The organism is Streptomyces sp. BE20, assembly GCF_036322525.1.
GTDB lineage: Bacteria > Actinomycetota > Actinomycetes > Streptomycetales > Streptomycetaceae > Kitasatospora.
Window position 1 is genome coordinate 1 of record NZ_JAQYWW010001204.1, and the last position, 14,912, is coordinate 14,912.

Annotated in this window: 13 protein-coding genes; 4 read left to right on the plus strand and 9 right to left on the minus strand. The window is 71.5% G+C overall.

Annotated features, from left to right (window positions below; translation table 11 throughout):
* Positions 1 to 144: transposase (locus PUR61_RS40835; RefSeq protein WP_329880120.1), on the minus strand; the 144-nt coding region annotated here is incomplete at its 3' end.
* Positions 145 to 741: 597 nt separating this feature from the next.
* On the opposite strand from PUR61_RS40835, the gene PUR61_RS40840 reads away from it, so the two are divergent.
* Positions 742 to 1,080 (plus strand): RNA polymerase-binding protein RbpA, encoded by a 339-nt coding sequence (locus PUR61_RS40840; protein ID WP_329885019.1) that lies wholly within the window; start codon positions 742 to 744, stop codon positions 1,078 to 1,080.
* Positions 1,081 to 1,630: 550 nt separating this feature from the next.
* Here the strand turns inward: PUR61_RS40840 and PUR61_RS40845 are convergent.
* Both PUR61_RS40845 and PUR61_RS40850 read right to left on the minus strand, forming a co-directional pair.
* Positions 1,631 to 1,915 carry a helix-turn-helix domain-containing protein gene (locus PUR61_RS40845; RefSeq protein WP_329885068.1) on the minus strand — a complete coding sequence of 95 codons (285 nt, stop codon included), beginning with the start codon at positions 1,913 to 1,915 and terminating at the stop codon, positions 1,631 to 1,633.
* A 1,249-nt stretch (positions 1,916 to 3,164) separates the two neighbouring features.
* Positions 3,165 to 3,497: a MerR family transcriptional regulator gene (locus PUR61_RS40850; protein ID WP_329885020.1), complete on the minus strand. Its 333-nt coding sequence runs from the start codon at positions 3,495 to 3,497 to the stop codon at positions 3,165 to 3,167.
* 920 nt (positions 3,498 to 4,417) lie between these two features.
* Between PUR61_RS40850 and PUR61_RS40855 the strand changes: the two genes are divergently transcribed.
* The gene (locus PUR61_RS40855; protein ID WP_329885021.1) at positions 4,418 to 4,624 is read left to right on the plus strand and encodes a hypothetical protein; all 207 of its coding nucleotides are present in this window, start codon (positions 4,418 to 4,420) and stop codon (positions 4,622 to 4,624) included.
* A gap of 636 nt (positions 4,625 to 5,260) precedes the next feature.
* Here PUR61_RS40855 and PUR61_RS40860 read toward each other — a convergent pair.
* Positions 5,261 to 6,256 (minus strand): 2-hydroxyacid dehydrogenase, encoded by a 996-nt coding sequence (locus PUR61_RS40860; RefSeq protein WP_329885022.1) that lies wholly within the window; start codon positions 6,254 to 6,256, stop codon positions 5,261 to 5,263.
* Positions 6,257 to 6,577: 321 nt separating this feature from the next.
* On the opposite strand from PUR61_RS40860, the gene melC1 reads away from it, so the two are divergent.
* Both melC1 and melC2 read left to right on the plus strand, forming a co-directional pair.
* Positions 6,578 to 6,985, plus strand: a complete 408-nt coding sequence (gene melC1 / locus PUR61_RS40865; RefSeq protein WP_329885023.1) for an apotyrosinase chaperone MelC1 — start codon at positions 6,578 to 6,580, stop codon at positions 6,983 to 6,985.
* A 45-nt stretch (positions 6,986 to 7,030) separates the two neighbouring features.
* The gene (melC2, locus tag PUR61_RS40870) at positions 7,031 to 7,858 is read left to right on the plus strand and encodes a tyrosinase MelC2 (protein ID WP_329885024.1); all 828 of its coding nucleotides are present in this window, start codon (positions 7,031 to 7,033) and stop codon (positions 7,856 to 7,858) included.
* 110 nt (positions 7,859 to 7,968) lie between these two features.
* Here melC2 and PUR61_RS40875 read toward each other — a convergent pair whose 3' ends face one another.
* The 5 genes from PUR61_RS40875 to PUR61_RS40895 form a co-directional block, all read right to left on the minus strand.
* Positions 7,969 to 8,994, minus strand: coding sequence for a 6-phosphofructokinase (locus PUR61_RS40875; protein WP_329885025.1), 1,026 nt, complete (start codon positions 8,992 to 8,994; stop codon positions 7,969 to 7,971).
* A 359-nt stretch (positions 8,995 to 9,353) separates the two neighbouring features.
* Positions 9,354 to 10,082, minus strand: a complete 729-nt coding sequence (locus PUR61_RS40880) for a type 1 glutamine amidotransferase (protein WP_329885026.1) — start codon at positions 10,080 to 10,082, stop codon at positions 9,354 to 9,356.
* Positions 10,083 to 10,134: 52 nt separating this feature from the next.
* Positions 10,135 to 11,397: a MurT ligase domain-containing protein gene (locus PUR61_RS40885; RefSeq protein WP_329885027.1), complete on the minus strand. Its 1,263-nt coding sequence runs from the start codon at positions 11,395 to 11,397 to the stop codon at positions 10,135 to 10,137.
* 458 nt (positions 11,398 to 11,855) lie between these two features.
* Positions 11,856 to 13,307 (minus strand): GNAT family N-acetyltransferase, encoded by a 1,452-nt coding sequence (locus PUR61_RS40890; RefSeq protein WP_329885028.1) that lies wholly within the window; start codon positions 13,305 to 13,307, stop codon positions 11,856 to 11,858.
* A gap of 56 nt (positions 13,308 to 13,363) precedes the next feature.
* Positions 13,364 to 14,863: a pyridoxal phosphate-dependent decarboxylase family protein gene (locus tag PUR61_RS40895; protein ID WP_329885029.1), complete on the minus strand. Its 1,500-nt coding sequence runs from the start codon at positions 14,861 to 14,863 to the stop codon at positions 13,364 to 13,366.
* Positions 14,864 to 14,912 lie beyond the last annotated feature (49 nt).

Genomic DNA, 14,912 nt, shown 5'->3' on the forward strand with positions numbered 1-14,912 from the left:
CCGGTGCACACCGGTCCGCACCCGGTGCAGGATCCCGTCGATCACCTGCCGATGGTCCCGCCACCGACCACAACGCCTGTTGCCGACCGGCAGGAACGGCCGCAGCCGTTCCCACTCGGCATCCGTCAGATCACCCCGCCCGATGCCCCGACCAACGAGCACGGTGGGCGATAGTCACATGATCGACCGGACAAGTCCTAGACGATCGGCAGGATGTGCTCGCGCTGCGCCCAGTGGGGCGAGTGGGCGCCGGCGGACACGGGCTAGGCATCTTCCTGCGGGCGATGTGCGGCTTCGGCCCTTCGGATCGGCGGCCCGGTACGCGGCAACAGCTCGCTGCCGCAACTCGGGCGGGTACTTCATCGGTGCAGCCATGGCGGAGGCTTCCTTCTCACGGCCTATCAGGCCATGTCCGGCAACCTTCCGCACCTCGGGGGAGAGACGCAAGGGTTGGCCACAATAGCCGGGCAGACCGGGCTACGACGATCCAGGGACCAGGATGACCCGCCGCCCGTTCGGCGGAAAGGCTGTAACAGCCTTTCTCGCCCGGTAGACCAAGGCCGCGGTGCCGGCCGCCGAACCCCGCCTACGCTGCCGGCTGCTTCGTCTCCGGATGTCCAGTGAGGCGTGGTTGTCCTCGGTGGTGCCGGCGCTCTGCTGCGCGGAGGAGTGGTCGTCGTACGCTGAGCGCTCCTCGCGGGGTGTCCGGGAGGGGTGGGTACGGTGGCGAGGAGAGCGAACGTGGCGCAGGGACATGGCGGTCTGAGGGGTGCACGGATCGGGTCGGGCCCGATGGGTGAGTCCGAGCGTGGTGACCTGGCGCCCCGCGTTGCGGTGTCGTTCTGGTGCGGCAACGGCCACCACAGCCGGCCCCGCTTCGCGGTCGGGGTCGAGGCCCCGGAGCTGTGGGACTGCCGCCGGTGCGGCCTGCCCGCCGGCACCGACCCCGACAACACCCCGGAAGCGCCCGGCAGCACGCCTTTCAAGACCCACTTCGCCTACGTGCTCCAACGCCGCACCCGCGAAGACGGCGAAATACTCCTCAACGAGGCACTGGCCAAACTCCGCGGCACGTTCTGACCGCTGACCGCTGACCGCCGCACCAGCCAGTGAACAGCCACCACCATCCGGCCTCGCCGGCGGGCACAGCCTGACGGCGAGGCCCGAACGTGCTCGGGATGCGGCGACGCCGCTCCCCCCTCCCCGGTCAGGGCGCGGCGCGGCTCTGGTGGCTCGGCAGTGTGTCGAACCGCGGTGTGGACGCTGCGGCGGGCGCGACAGCGATCCTGTTGGGGGCTGTTAGGGCGAGGATCTGCACAGGCTGGTATCGCTGGGTTCTGCTGTCGGCCCAACCGATCCGGCCCTCAATGGGACGGCTGCCCGGCCGGTGGGAGCGCGGGGCGTGGGCCGGCCGACGGCAAAAAGCCGGGGCCGGGCCCACACCGCGGGGCACGCGTCATGAATTCGGGCAGAACGGTGGCCGATGAACGGCCCCGAGTGAACTCAAGGGAGCGCCCGGGCCGCGCCGCCGGGCAGCCCCGAAGTGGTCCTCGCGAGCGGTGTGCGTGGCGGTGAGGGCTTGGCGTGCACCGCTGACCGCTCCCCGCCGGCGGGCCGGGCGGGCTGGGGGTCAGGTGTCGGCGGCGGGAGGCTGCCCGGTCGGGCGGCCTTCGCGGAGCTGTTCGTTGATGCGCAGGGCTTCTTCGAGTTGGTCTTCGAGGATGATGATGCGGCAGGCGGCGTCGACGGCGGTGCCCTGGTCGACGAGGTCGCGGGCGCGCATCGCGATCCGCAGTTGGTAGCGGGAGAAGCGCCGATGCCCCCCGTCGGAGCGTAGGGGGGTGATGAGGCCCTGCTCGCCGAGGGCGCGTAGGAAGCCGGCCGTGGTTCCGGTCATGGCGGCGGCGCGGCCCATGGTGTAGGCGGGGTAGTCGTCGTCATCGAACGAGCTGACGGCGTCGGGGGTGGTGGGTCGGTTGATGGTCGTGGTCACTGCACCTCTTCGAATCCGGTTCTGGGAACGCGTGGAGGGGCCCCGGCGCCATTGCGGCTCCGGGGCCCCGAAGGGGAACAACACCATCTACCGGCCCTGGGCCGGTCCTTGTGTCCGCACTGCCCCATCGGATGGAGCGTGCGGGGATCGCGTATGCGTGACCGGAAACCACCATCTTTCCTACCGTGGGGTCTGCGGTGTCCGCCCGGACGAGGACTGCTCATCTGACGGGCCGGGCGATCCTGATGGCGCTTGCGCCCTCCGTTTCATCCTCTGCATCACTGACAACTGCTGGTACTGCGTACTGCCACCTGCTGGCACTGCTTGGTGTCCGTACCGGCCCACCATCGCCGGCAGCCAGCCCCGTCGCCGATCCTGCTCAACCTTCGTGGCTTGGAACCCCGCTGCCGGACAGCTCGGCACGCGCGCCCGCAGCACGGCGCCTTTACCGAGATCCAGCGCACCTCAACCACCGGTGACTGCGATCCAACTTCACCTGCTGTACTGCGCCTACTTCGGTACTGCTCGGTGGTGGCCCCTGATCACTGCGGGCCACCCGGCCCGGCTACCAGTCCCGTCGCCGTACTGCGCCAACCCTGGCTTCGGAACTCCGCAACCGCACCGAGAGTTGCGAACTCTCCACCGCCAGTTCGTGTCTGGCGGGCCTCGCTGACTGCTTGCTACGGGAGAAACACTAACCACACCCTGCACCAATGTCTACTCCGGGCAGCATAGATTTTGCCGTGTTCGAAGCGCAGGTAGCCTTCCGGCTCACACGCAGGAGTGAACTCGACCCACCGCACCAGGGGCAACGCGCAGCCGGGTGGAGACGGGAACCGCCTGAGGCGACAGCAGTCCGCACACACGTCCCAGCTCCCCTGGGGGTGGGAGGTGGCGTTGCGGGGGCAGGCGGGGCTGCTCCGGGTCGGCTGCACGATGGTGGCCGGCGGCTTGTTCCGGGACCGTGGGGCGGGCGTTCGTGGCGGATGTTCAAAGGACGTGGTCGACGCCGACCACGTCCAGGCGGATCGGCGGAGCCTCGGAGGGGCGCCCCACTCTTTGCTCCGGTTGGCGCCGCTCCAGTCCGATACCCGGTCGGCGCAGCTGAGCGGGTCGCCGTGCCGCGCCGGTGGGGTTGGCGCCACCGCCTCTGCGGCGGCGCCGGTGCTGTTCAGATGCTGCTGTGCTGCCTGCGGGAACGGTCGAGTTGTTCGCTGGTGCGCCGGGCCCTGTCGAGTTGGTCTTCGAGGATGATGATGCGGCAGGCGGCGTCGACGGCGGTGCCCTGGTCGACGAGGTCGCGGGCGCGCATCGCGATCCGCAGTTGGCGGCGAGAGAAGCGACGATGGCCGCCGCCGGAGCGCGCAGGGGTGATCAGGCCGTGCTCGCCGAGGGAGCGCAGGAAGCCCGCGGTGGTGCCGGTCATCTCGGCTGCGCAGCCCGTGGTGTAGGCGGGGTAGTCGTCATCGTCGAGGCCAAGGGGGTGGTGGATGGTTGTGGTCACTGCACCTCTTCATATGAGAGTCGGCTTCCTATGGTGGGCGGGGACGCGGGAGGGGCCCCGGTGCCGTATCGGCTCCGGGGCCCCGAAGGGGAACTTCACCATCTACCGGCCCTGAGCCGGTCCTTGTGTCCGCAACTCCTCGGGGGAGGAGGATCGCGGGGATCGCAAATGCGTGACCGGAAACCACCAACCTTCGTACCTTGAGGGGTCTGCGGTGTCCGCCCGGACAGCAACTGCTCAACTCCACGCCCGGGCGATCCTGATGGCGCTAGCGCCCTCCGTCTCTTCCTCTACAGCACTGCACATCCTGCGAACTGCTGGTACTGCACCTGCTGGTCCTACGTGATTCACACCTGTACTGCTTGGTGCTGCGAACTGCATTGGTACCGCTGTGGTGTCCCTGAAGGCCCACCACCTGTCCGGCAGCCAGCCCCGTCGCCTGCCCTGCTCAACCTGCTTGGCTTAGAACCCCACTGCCGGATCTCCCAGCACGCGCGCCCGCAGCCGGCGCCTTTGCTGGAGACCTCGCACACCTCAACCACCGGTGACTGCGACGCAACGTCAACTTCACCTACTCGTCATGCACTACTTCTTGTCCTGCGGTACCGGCTGGCGGCGGCCCCTGATCACTGCGGGCCACCCGGCCCGGCCGCCAGCCCTGCCGCCGTACTGCACCAACCCTGGCTTCAGGACTCCGCAACCGCACCGAGACTTGCGAACGTCCGTACTGCTACCGCCAGTTCGTGTCTGGCGGGCCCCGCTGACTGCTTGCTGCGAGAGAAACACTAACCAGACCCTTCGCCAATGTCTACTCTGCCCGGCATAGATTTTTCGGTGTTCGAAGGGGAGGTAGCCTGCGGCCCGCACGTAGAAGCGACCCACGCCCCGGCCGACCAGGGGCAACGAGCAGGCGGGTGACCATGGAAGACGCACAGAATGTGGCGACGGCTCGCACGCCCGTCCACACGCAAGCATCCCTACTGACCGCCCTGGCCGAGGCCGTCCACGACCGCGACGAACGTGCGCTGCGCAGGCTCCTGGCCCGCTTCGCCGAACAGGCCACCCTCGCCGACCTCCCCGCCCTGCGCCGAGCCCTCCAGCCCCGCACCCGTGATGGCAAGCGATAGAACCCCACCCCACCCCGAGTCAGGGACCTCGGGAACGGAGACGGGGGACTCGCCATCGGCCGGGGCCGCAAAGCAGGGAAGGCCTTGCCGCAGGTTGCCCACTCGGGCGAGGCGTGCGCCACGGCGCCGACTCCCGTCACTTGCCCACCAGAGTGGGCTGCCGCTTTGCGTCGCCTTCGTGAGGACCAAGCCGTGGCCAAGGCGGGGGGCTTCGAGTCGGCCGCCGCGAAGGCATGCTCGGGCGGGCATCTATGGACGAACGTGAACCCGACTGGGTATCGAGCGGGTTCGAGTCCGATCGACCTTGGATCCTCACGCTGAGCGTCAACGTCCCATGTTTTTAGCGCAGTTGAGCAACAAAAAAGCCGAGGCCCGCAGGCGTCGGCTGTCGACAATAGTTGAACCCCTTGACTGGGGGGCAAGGGGTTGTCGATGACAGTCGGGTGGCGGGATGGCGCTCGAGATGCCCGGAGCAGCCTTCGCTGTCTCTGAGCGTGGTCGGTGGCCCGTGCGGAGTTGCGTCATGGGTTGGTCTCGGCCGGGAATCGTGGGCCGTGGTCTTCCCGAGGACGGGGATTCGGTCGTGCTGGTGTGTCGCGTGGCGTGTGGTCGTCGGAGGCGTCGTGGCCTGTCGGGTCAGTTCTTCGGGACGAGGACGTTCTCGCCGCGGCGCCCGGCGGCGTAGTCGTCCACGTTGCGGACGGTGGCGTCGATGATCTGGCCGACCGCGGTGCGGGTGAAGTAGGCCTGGTGCGAGGTGACCAGCACCTGGGGGAAGGTGACCAGGCGGGCGAGGGTGTCGTCGGCGATCCCCTGGATCGAGCGGTCGGTGAAGAAGACGCCGGTCTCCTCCTCGTAGACGTCCAGGCCGACGCCGGAGAGCCGGCCGGCCCGCAGCGTCTCGACCAGGGCCGCGCTGTCGACCAGGCCGCCGCGGCTGGAGTTGACGAGGATGGCGTCGTCCTTCATCCGGGCCAGCGCGGCGGCGTCGATCAGGTGGTGGGTGGCGGGCAGCAGCGGGACGTGCAGGCTGACCAGGTCGGCGCGGGAGAGGAGCTCGGGCAGTTCGGTGTAGGTCATGCCGAGATCCAGACAGGCCGGGTTGGGGGCGATGTCCCAGCCGAGCAGCTCGGTGCCGAAGCCGTGCGCGATCCGGGCGAAGCACTCGCCGATCTTGCCGGTGCCGATCACGCCGACCGTCATGCCGTGCACGTCCCGGCCGAGCAGGCCGTCCAGGCGGAAGTCGAACTCGCGCGAGCGGCTCGCGGCGCGGGTGAGGCGGCGGTTGACGGCCAGGGCCAGCGTCCAGGCGTGCTCGGCGACCGCGTAGGGGCTGTAGAAGGAGACCCGGGCGACCGTCAGTCCCAGCTCGGCGGCGGCCTCCAGGTCGATGTTGTTGAAACCGGTGGAGCGCTGGGCGATCAGCTCGGTCCCGCCGGCGGCGAGCAGGGCGAGTGTCTCGGCGTCCAGCTCGGCGTTGACGCTGCTGCTCACCGCAGGGTGGCCGGCGGCCAGCGGGGCGGTGTCGCGGTTGAGGAAGAGGTCCAGGCAGCGCAGTTCGTGCCGGTCTGCGAACGCCTCCTCCAGGAGCGGCCGCTCGTCCGCCTGGACGCCGTACGCGAGGATCTTCATCGGCTGTTTCCTTCCCGGGTGGCCTGCGCCGGCGGTGGTCCGGCGCATCGTCACGCTAGCCGGACGTGACGGGCGTCGCACCGTGCGGCCCGCCGGTGTCCGTCCGTTCCGGTTCGAGGCCCGTTCGGTCGCGACCGAAATTTGACTGGATTCGTACGCAACCATCCACACCCCCGCCGAGTGGCTGTTCCCTAGGTCAAAAAGCCTTGCGAGCATCGAAACAGGGAGTGCGATCAAGAAATCGCCTCCGATTAACGATTAAACAATCGTTCGTGAACGGTGCCCTAACAACAATGCAGGGCACCTGAGGGGGGTATCACCATGTCCGAAGAGACCCATGCGTCGGAGCTCACCCGTCGTCGGATGCTGCAGGGGGCCGCGGCCGCGCTGACGGTCGCCGCCGGCACCGTCGTGATCGGGGTGGCCGGCCCGGGCGGCGGGTCGGCCACGGCCGCCGACCCCGGCGCGTCCGACACCTTCGACGAGGTCTTCCAGGGGCGCCGCATCCAGGGCCGCCCCGTCACCGGGGGCGGTCACCAGCACGGGGGCACCGGCACCGGCTACGAGGTGCGGATCGACGGCGACGAGCTGCACATGATGCGCAACGCCGACGGCACCTGGATCAGCGTCGTCAACCACTACCAGACCTTCGCGACGCCGCGTTCGCTCGCCCGGGCCGCCGTCAGCGATCTTCAGGGCGCCACGCTCGTCCCGATCGTGACCGCCTGAGTCCGTCCGCCACCCGTACCGCACACCATCATCGAGGGGGGACTCATGGCAGTCCGAAAGAACCAGGCGACCCTGACGGCCCAGGAGAAGCGGGCCTTCGTCAACGCCGTGCTCGCACTCAAGGCGTCCGGCGGCTACGACCCGTTCGTCACCACCCACAACCAGTTCATCGTCAGCGACGTGGACAACGGCGAGCGGACGGGTCACCGCTCGCCGTCCTTCCTGCCGTGGCACCGCCAGTACCTGCTCCAGTTCGAGCGGGCGCTCCAGGCCATCGACCCGAGCGTGAACCTGCCGTACTGGGACTGGACGGCCGACCGCTCGACCACCTCGTCCCTCTGGGGCGCGGACTTCCTGGGCGGCAACGGGAGGAGCGGCGACAACCAGGTGACCACCGGCGCGTTCGCCTTCTCCGGGGGCAGCTGGCCGCTCAACGTCAACATCGACAGCCGGACCTACCTGCGGCGCCAGCTCGGCGCCGGGGTGGCCCAGCTGCCGACCAGGGCCGACGCCGAGTCGGTGCTCGCCATCACCACCTACGACGCCGCGCCGTGGAACAGCTCCTCGTCCGGCTTCCGCAACAACCTGGAGGGCTGGCGCGGCGTCAACCTGCACAACCGGGTGCACGTCTGGGTGGGCGGCCAGATGGCCACCGGGATGTCGCCCAACGACCCGGTGTTCTGGCTGCACCACTGCTTCGTCGACAAGCTCTGGTCGGAGTGGCAGAAGCGCCACCCCGGGGCGACCTACCTGCCGACGGCCGGCACGCCCGACGTCGTCGACCTGAACGAGACCATGAAGCCGTGGAACACCGTCACGCCGGCCGGACTGCTCGACCACAGCAGCCTGTACACGTACGACACCGGCTTCTGATCCGGTCCCGGTAGGGCGGCTGCCGGGAACGCGAAGGCCCCGGCCCCCGAGCATGCACTCGGGGGCCGGGGCACCGGTCCGCGGGCGGAGCGGCCGGACGGGCGGAGCGGTCAGATGACCGTCTCGGCCTCCAGGTAGCGGTCGGCCGGCACGGTCTTCAGCTCGGCGACCGCCTCGCCCAGCGGCACCAGGTTGATGCTGGTGCCCTGGAGGGCGGTGATGTGCCCGAACGCGCCCTTGTGCACGGCCTCGATCGCGTGCCAGCCGAAGCGGGTGGCGAGCACCCGGTCGTACGCGGTCGGGGTGCCGCCGCGCTGGGTGTGGCCGAGGATCACCGGGCGGGCCTCCTTGCCGAGCCGGTGCTCCAGCTCGCGGGAGAGCTGGGTGGCGATCCCGGTGAACCGCTCGTGGCCGTAGATGTCACGGCTGCCCTCCTCCCAGTGCATGGTGCCGGCCTCGGGCTTGGCGCCCTCGGCGCAGACCACGATGGCGAACTTCTTCTGCCGGTCGAAGCGCTCGCGGACGACCGCGGTCAGCTTGTCGATGTGGAACGGGCGCTCCGGGACGACGATCGCGTGCGCGCCGGCCGCCATGCCCGCGTTGAGCGCGATCCAGCCGGTGTGCCGGCCCATGACCTCGACCACCATGACGCGCTGGTGCGACTCGGCGGTGGTCTTCAGCCGGTCCAGCGCCTCGGTGGCGACCGAGACGGCGGTGTCGAAACCGAAGGTGACGTCGGTGCAGGCGATGTCGTTGTCGATGGTCTTCGGCACGCCCACGATCGGCAGGCCCGCGTCGCTCATCAGCTTGGCGGCCTTCAGGGTGCCCTCGCCGCCGATGGGGATCACCGCGTCCAGGCCGAGGTCCGCGCAGTACTGCTTGGCGCGCTCGACGCCGTCGCGCAGGTGGCTCGGCTGCACCCGGGAGGAACCGAGGATCGTGCCGCCCTGGGCGAGGATGCCGCTCACCGAGTCGAGGGTCAGGGGACGGTGGTGGCCCTCAAGGAAACCGCGCCAGCCGTCCTCGAACCCGATGATCTCGTCGCCGTGGTCGACCACCCCCCGGTGGACCACGGATCGGATCACCGCGTTCAGGCCGGGGCAGTCACCGCCGCTGGTCAGCACTCCAATACGCATTGCTTTGCAACTCCCGAGCAGAACCGAGGAACGGCCGGACTACAGGCTGGTACGACGAACCGCCACCGTAACCGCCGCCTCCCACGCCGGATCGACGGGGAGATGGCCGTGGGGTGAAGGACCGGCCGATCCGGACAGAACATCCGAAACCGGCCGTGCAGTCGAGCATACGACCCCTGCGTCCGGCCGGGCAGGAGCCGACGCGGGAGCGGCGCCGTCGGCGCCCCCGCGCGGAAGTGCAGCCTGCTGCCGAGGAGGGTGTGCAGCCGGCAGCCCCATTGTCGTACGTTCGGGCCCGCCTGTGGACCGGGTGCCCGCATGGCGGGCACCCGGTCCGTCGCGAACGGACCGTGGACGTACTACGCGGGGCGCGAAGTGGCCGCGATGCGCTCGGTGCGCAGCGCGTCGTACCAGGTGGTGTCGGCCGGCGGCAGGGCGTTGACGTCCAGTGCCAGCTTGATCAGCATGTCCGCGACGGCGGGGTTCCGCGCCATCACGGGGCCGTGCAGGTAGGTGCCGAAGACGGTGTCCCGCCAGGCGCCCTCGGTGCCGTCACCGGTGCCGTTGCCCCGGCCCGCAGTGACCCGGGCCAGCGGCTGGACGCCCTGGCCGAGGTGGGTGACGCCCTGGTGGTTCTCGAACCCGGTCAGCTGCGGCAGTCCGAGCCGCGGGTCCACGTCGGCGAGCACGTCGCCGACGCACCGGGCGCCCTCGCCGCGGGCGGTCCAGACGTCGAGCAGGCCGAGGCCCGGCTCGCGCTGCCCCAGGTCGTTGACGAACTCGTGGCCGAGGATCTGGTAGCCGGCGCAGACGGCGAAGATGATCGCGCCGTTCTCCGAGGCCCGGACCAGGCCGCTGTCGTTGCGCAGCCGCTCGGCGGCCAGTCGCTGCGGTCGGTCCTCGCCGCCGCCGATCAGGTAGATGTCCCCGCTGGTGGGGACCGCCTGGTCGGAGCGGACGTCGATCCGGGTCACGTTGAGGTGGCGCTGGCGGGCCCGGCGCTCCACGACCAGGGCGTTGCCCCGGTCGCCGTACGTGCTGAGCAGGTCCGGGTAGACCCAGACCACGCGCAGGCTGCTCTCACTCATCCTCGAAGGCCTTCCGTGCGTGACGTGCGTGCTGTGGGCTGCTGGACCGGCATCAGCCGGCCACGACCTTCCGCAGCTGCTGGAAGGCGGTGTAGTTGGCGATCGCCTCGATCCGGCCGGGCGGGGCCATCCGGACGGCCTGCTCCAGCGAGTCCACCACGTGGAACTGCAGCCCGGCGACCTCCAGGCGGACGGCCAGGTCCAGCTTGCGCTGGCCCATCACGAACACCGGGTGGCCCGCGAGGCGCTCGTAGTCGACGTCCCAGAGCCAGGAGGTGTCGGTGCCGTCCGCGTCGAGCGCGTTGACGGAGAGGATGACCGGCGCGGGCGGGCCGTCGATCAGCGAGAACGTCTCCAGCCAGCCGGCCGGGTTCTTGGCCAGCAGGAGCCTGATGTCGCGGCCCTGGTACTGGACGACGTCGTAGCGGCCGGCCACCGCGGTGACGGACTGCATCCGCTCCAGCGCGACCTGCGGGGAGACGCCGAAGACGGCGGCGACGGCGGCCGAGCTGGTGGCGTTGGCGAGGTTCGCCCGGCCGGGCAGCTGGAGCCGGATCGGCCAGGCGCCGCGCTGCGGGTCGATGACGTGGGTGCCCTGGAGCGCCCAGTGCGGGTTGGGGCGCCGGAAGCCGCACTCCTGGCAGAACCAGTCGTCGCCGGGGCGCTGCATCACGCCGCCGCAGGCGGGGCAGGACCAGGCGTCCTCCTTCCACGCCTGTCCGGCGGCCACCCAGACCACCTTCTTGCAGGAGGACGCGGCCCAGGTCACCAGCGGGTCGTCCGCGTTGGCGATCACCACGGCCTCGGTGTCCTGCAGCCCCTCGCGCCACTTCTCGGCCATCATCCGCGTCTCGGCGGCACGGTCGAGCTGGTCGCGGGAGAGGTTGAGCAGGGCGATGGCCTTGGGACGGGTGTCCCGGGCGACACCGGCCAGGTACTTCTCGTCGACCTCGATGACGCCGAAGCGGGCCTCCGAGCCGCCGGCCAGGGCGGAGGTGATGCCGGCCGGCATGTTGGCGCCCAGAGCGTTGGAGACCACCGGGCCGGCGGCGCGCAGCGCCTCGGCGATCAGCCGGGTGGTGGTGGTCTTGCCGTTGGTGGCGCTGACCAGGACCACGTCCAGGTGGTCGGCGAGGGTGGCGAGCAGATCGGGGTCGAGCCTCAGCGCGATCTTGCCGCCGATCACCGAGCCGCTGCCTCGGCCCGCCTTCTGGGAGAGGGCGGCGGCCACCTTGCCGGCCGTGACCGCGATCTTGGCGCGGGCGGGCAGCGAGGCGTCGCGTGCGCCTGTGGGCTCCGATTCGGTGCCTGCCATGCTCAGTGGTTCCTCCTTGCTGCGGCACCGCCCGGGACCGGACAACGGGTCGTCGGGCGGCGGGGACGGGATCAGCCTACCGACTCCGCCACCCGGGTCGGTGCTCCGGACCCCGCGCCGCCTGCTGCGACGCCCCCGGAGGACCCGGTGGGGACGTCCTGACGCGACGTCAGGGTCGACGGTGTACGGAGGGGCCGTTCGCCGTCGGGGACGCGGTTCCCGGGCCCGGTGGTTCCCGGGCGTCCGGTGGCCGGGCACGACCGCCCCGGGCCGGACGGCGGGGGTGCCGTCCGGCCCGGGGCGGTCGTGGTCCTTGGTGAGGATGTGGTGAAAAAATGACCTTCCGATGACCGCTTGGGTGCCGGATCCGCGGACCGGGACCGGCGCTCCGGCCCGTCCCGGCGCGGGTCCGGCGGAACGGGCGGCCCCGTCCTACCGTCCAGCCCTACCGTCCAGCCCTACCGCCCCGGCCTGGTCTGCCAGGGCACCGGAAGCTCCTCGGCGGCCTCCGCCAGGTGCGCGGTGATCACCAGGGTGCCCTCGTCGACCTGGTAGTCCAGCGGCGCCGCCAGCTTGCGCATGGTGGCGATCAGCCCGGTGTTGGAGGAGTGCGTGACGGCGTACACCGTCTCCACCCCGGCCTCCAGCGCCAGCGCCGACATCCGCCGCATCAGGTCCAGGCCCAGCCCGCGCCGCTGCCAGGCGTCCTCGACCAGCACGGCCACCTCGGCGCTGTCGTCGTCCCACATCAGGTGCCCGAGGGCGACGATCCGCCCGTCCGCCGACTCCACCGCCAGCGTCTGGCCGTGCCGGGGGTCCAGCAGGTGGTCCAGGTAGCGGTCGGCGTCCCGGACCGGTCCGTGGTACCGCTTGCGCAGGGTGTCGGGGGAGCAGCGGTGGTGCATCGCCAGCGCCGCCGCCTTGTCGTCGGCGTCCGCGCGCCGCACGGTCACGTCGGCTCCGGTCGGCACGGTGAGCCGGGCCCGGACGTCCGGCACCCGGGGGCCGAGCAGGGTGTCCAGCTCGACCAGGGCCTGGGCCCGGGCGAACTCGGTCGGGGTGAACGGCAGGTGCGGGCGGGTGAGCTCGATCAGGTCCCCGGACGGCACCGGCAGGCGCATCACGTGCCCGTCCACCCCGGCGGGTGACCGTTCGGCCGCCCGCGGGTACTGCCGGATGCTGCACTGCCCGAACAGCTGCCGCAGCGCGATCGGCAGCTCGGCCGCGTCGAGCGCGGTCCGGGTGGCCAGCGCCAGCACGTGGGTGGGGACGTCCACCAGGTCGTGCGCGTCCGCCGGGCCCGTCCAGATGTCGTGCCCGCCGGCCGCCGCGACGAGGGCGACCAGCTCGGTGCGGCCCAGTGAGCGCGGCGCGCGGACGAAGAACTCGTCGACGGCCCCGGTCGGCAGGGGGTGGGACTGCATCGAGACGATGTTCACCTGCCGCTCGGCGAAGGCCGTGCACACCCGCGCCAGGCTGCCGGGGGAGTCCTGCACCGTGGTGCGGACCCGCCAGAGCGCCGTCTCCTCGAAGTCGTGCAGCGGGCCCCGCAGGGGGTCTCCCGCCGGTCCCGCCAGGGATCCCGTCGCCTGCCCGGCCGTTGCCCGCGGAGGCGCGGGCGCGTCCGGCGCCGGTGGGCCGTGCAGGTGGTGACGGTGTGACCACCAGGTGTGGAACAGCGCCGTGGCGAGCAGGACGACCGCCGAGGCGGCGAGCATCACCGGGCCGTCCGGGCCGTGCAGCACGAACTTGGCGACCAGGTCGGCGGCGGTCACCGAGAGGAAGACGGCGGCGAGTTCCACCGTGTCGCGGCGCCAGCGGTGCGTGCGGGCGCCGCGCCGTTGGGCACGGGAGGGGGTCGGGTTCCGGTCCTGGGCGGTTTCGGTCGTCAGCTGCTCCGTGTGCTCCATGCCATCAATCTGCCGCCTGGGTGTTTCACGGTCACGAATCCCCCGTGACCTGACGGTTAATGGTGCCGACCGACCGTCTCACGGGCGGCGGCCCGGACCTCGTCGAGGAGCAGGAGCAGGTCCTCCTCCGTGGTGCCCGCGTTGAGGAGGCAGGCGCGGAGCATCTCGCGCTCGCCGAGGCGCGCGCCGGTGACGAAGACCCGGCCGCGCCGCTGGACGGCGGCCGGCAACCGGTGGTTGAGCTCGTCGAGCGCGGCCTCGTCCAGCCCCGGGGGGCGGAGGCGGAACGCCACGATCGACGTCTGCACCTCGGCCAGTAGCTCGAACTCCTCGTCCGCCGCGACCAGTTCACCGAGCCGCCGGGCCAGGGCGGTGCACCGGGCGATGTCCGCGGCCACGCCGTCGCGGCCCCGGTGGGCGATGGTCGCCCACACCTTGAGCGCGCGGAACGGGCGGGTCTGCTCGGTGCCGTACTCGGAGAACCAGCCGAGCTCGCCGGCCGCCTCGTCCCGCAGGTAGGAGGGGACGAGGCTGAAGGCGGCGCGGAGCTCGTCGGTGTCGCGGACCAGCGCGCAGCCGCAGTCGACCGGGACACCCAGCCACTTGTGCGGGTCGAGGGCGAGCGAGTCGGCCCGCTCCAACCCCGCGTAGCGGTGCGCGATCGCCGGGTCGAGCACGCCGAACGCGCCGTACGCGCCGTCCACGTGCAGCCAGAGGCGCTCCTCGGCACAGAGGTCGGCGATCGGCTCGAAGGCGTCCACCGCGCCGGTGCCGACCGTCCCGGCGGAGGCCACCACCAGGAACGGCAGCAGCCCGGCGGCCCGGTCGCGGGCGACGGCGGCCCGCAGGTCGGCGATGTCCAGCAGGCCGTCCGGGCCGGTGGCCACGGTCCGCAGGTGCCGGCTGCCGAGGCCGAGCAGCTCGGCGGCCTTGCGGACGCACGAGTGGGTCTCGCCGGTGACGTAGCCGACCAGCGGGGGCATCCCGGCCAGTCCGTCCGCGCGGACGTCCCGGCCCGCCTCGCGGGCGGCCCGGTTACGGGCCGCGGCCAGGCAGACGATGGTCGCCATCGAGGTGCCGGAGGTGAGCAGCCCGCCGCCGGCCGGGTGCGGGAACCCGACCAGCTCGGCTATCCAGCGCACCACGGCCCGTTCCAGGTGGACGTCGGCGTGGTCGCCGCCGGCGGAGCTGGGGTTCATCGCGGCGGCGGCGAAGGTGGCGAGCACGCCGGCCGGGGCCGGGGCCGAGTTGACCCAGCCGAAGAACCGCGGGTTCCCGTTGCCCATCGGGTACGGCAGCACGTCCCGGCCGACGTCCGCCAGCAGCTCGGCCAGCGGACGCCCGTCCCGCGGCAGCGGGGCGTCCAGCAGGGTGCGGCGGGCGTCGTCGTCCATCGGCTGCCAGACCGGGCGGCCGGGCAGTTCGGCGAGGTGGTCGGCGACGAGGTCGGCGGCGGTGTGGGCGGCGGCGCGGAAGTCCTCGGGGGTCACGGCGGTGCTCCAGCGGGTGGGGGAGGAGGCCTGGTGGCGCGGCGTCCTCGGCGCACCTGGGATCAACGGGCCGATCGTACGAGAAAGGCCCGCGCCGTGCGGCGCGGGCCCACCA

Coding starts and splice junctions, on each gene's coding strand:
- PUR61_RS40845 (WP_329885068.1), bottom strand. CDS start 1,915: ATGGGCCGCGCCGCCGCCATGACCGGAACCACGGCCGGCTTCCTACGC.
- PUR61_RS40855 (WP_329885021.1), top strand. CDS start 4,418: ATGGAAGACGCACAGAATGTGGCGACGGCTCGCACGCCCGTCCACACG.
- PUR61_RS40860 (WP_329885022.1), bottom strand. CDS start 6,256: ATGAAGATCCTCGCGTACGGCGTCCAGGCGGACGAGCGGCCGCTCCTG.
- melC1 (WP_329885023.1), top strand. CDS start 6,578: ATGTCCGAAGAGACCCATGCGTCGGAGCTCACCCGTCGTCGGATGCTG.
- melC2 (WP_329885024.1), top strand. CDS start 7,031: ATGGCAGTCCGAAAGAACCAGGCGACCCTGACGGCCCAGGAGAAGCGG.
- PUR61_RS40875 (WP_329885025.1), bottom strand. CDS start 8,994: ATGCGTATTGGAGTGCTGACCAGCGGCGGTGACTGCCCCGGCCTGAAC.
- PUR61_RS40880 (WP_329885026.1), bottom strand. CDS start 10,082: ATGAGTGAGAGCAGCCTGCGCGTGGTCTGGGTCTACCCGGACCTGCTC.
- PUR61_RS40885 (WP_329885027.1), bottom strand. CDS start 11,397: ATGGCAGGCACCGAATCGGAGCCCACAGGCGCACGCGACGCCTCGCTG.
- PUR61_RS40890 (WP_329885028.1), bottom strand. CDS start 13,307: ATGGAGCACACGGAGCAGCTGACGACCGAAACCGCCCAGGACCGGAAC.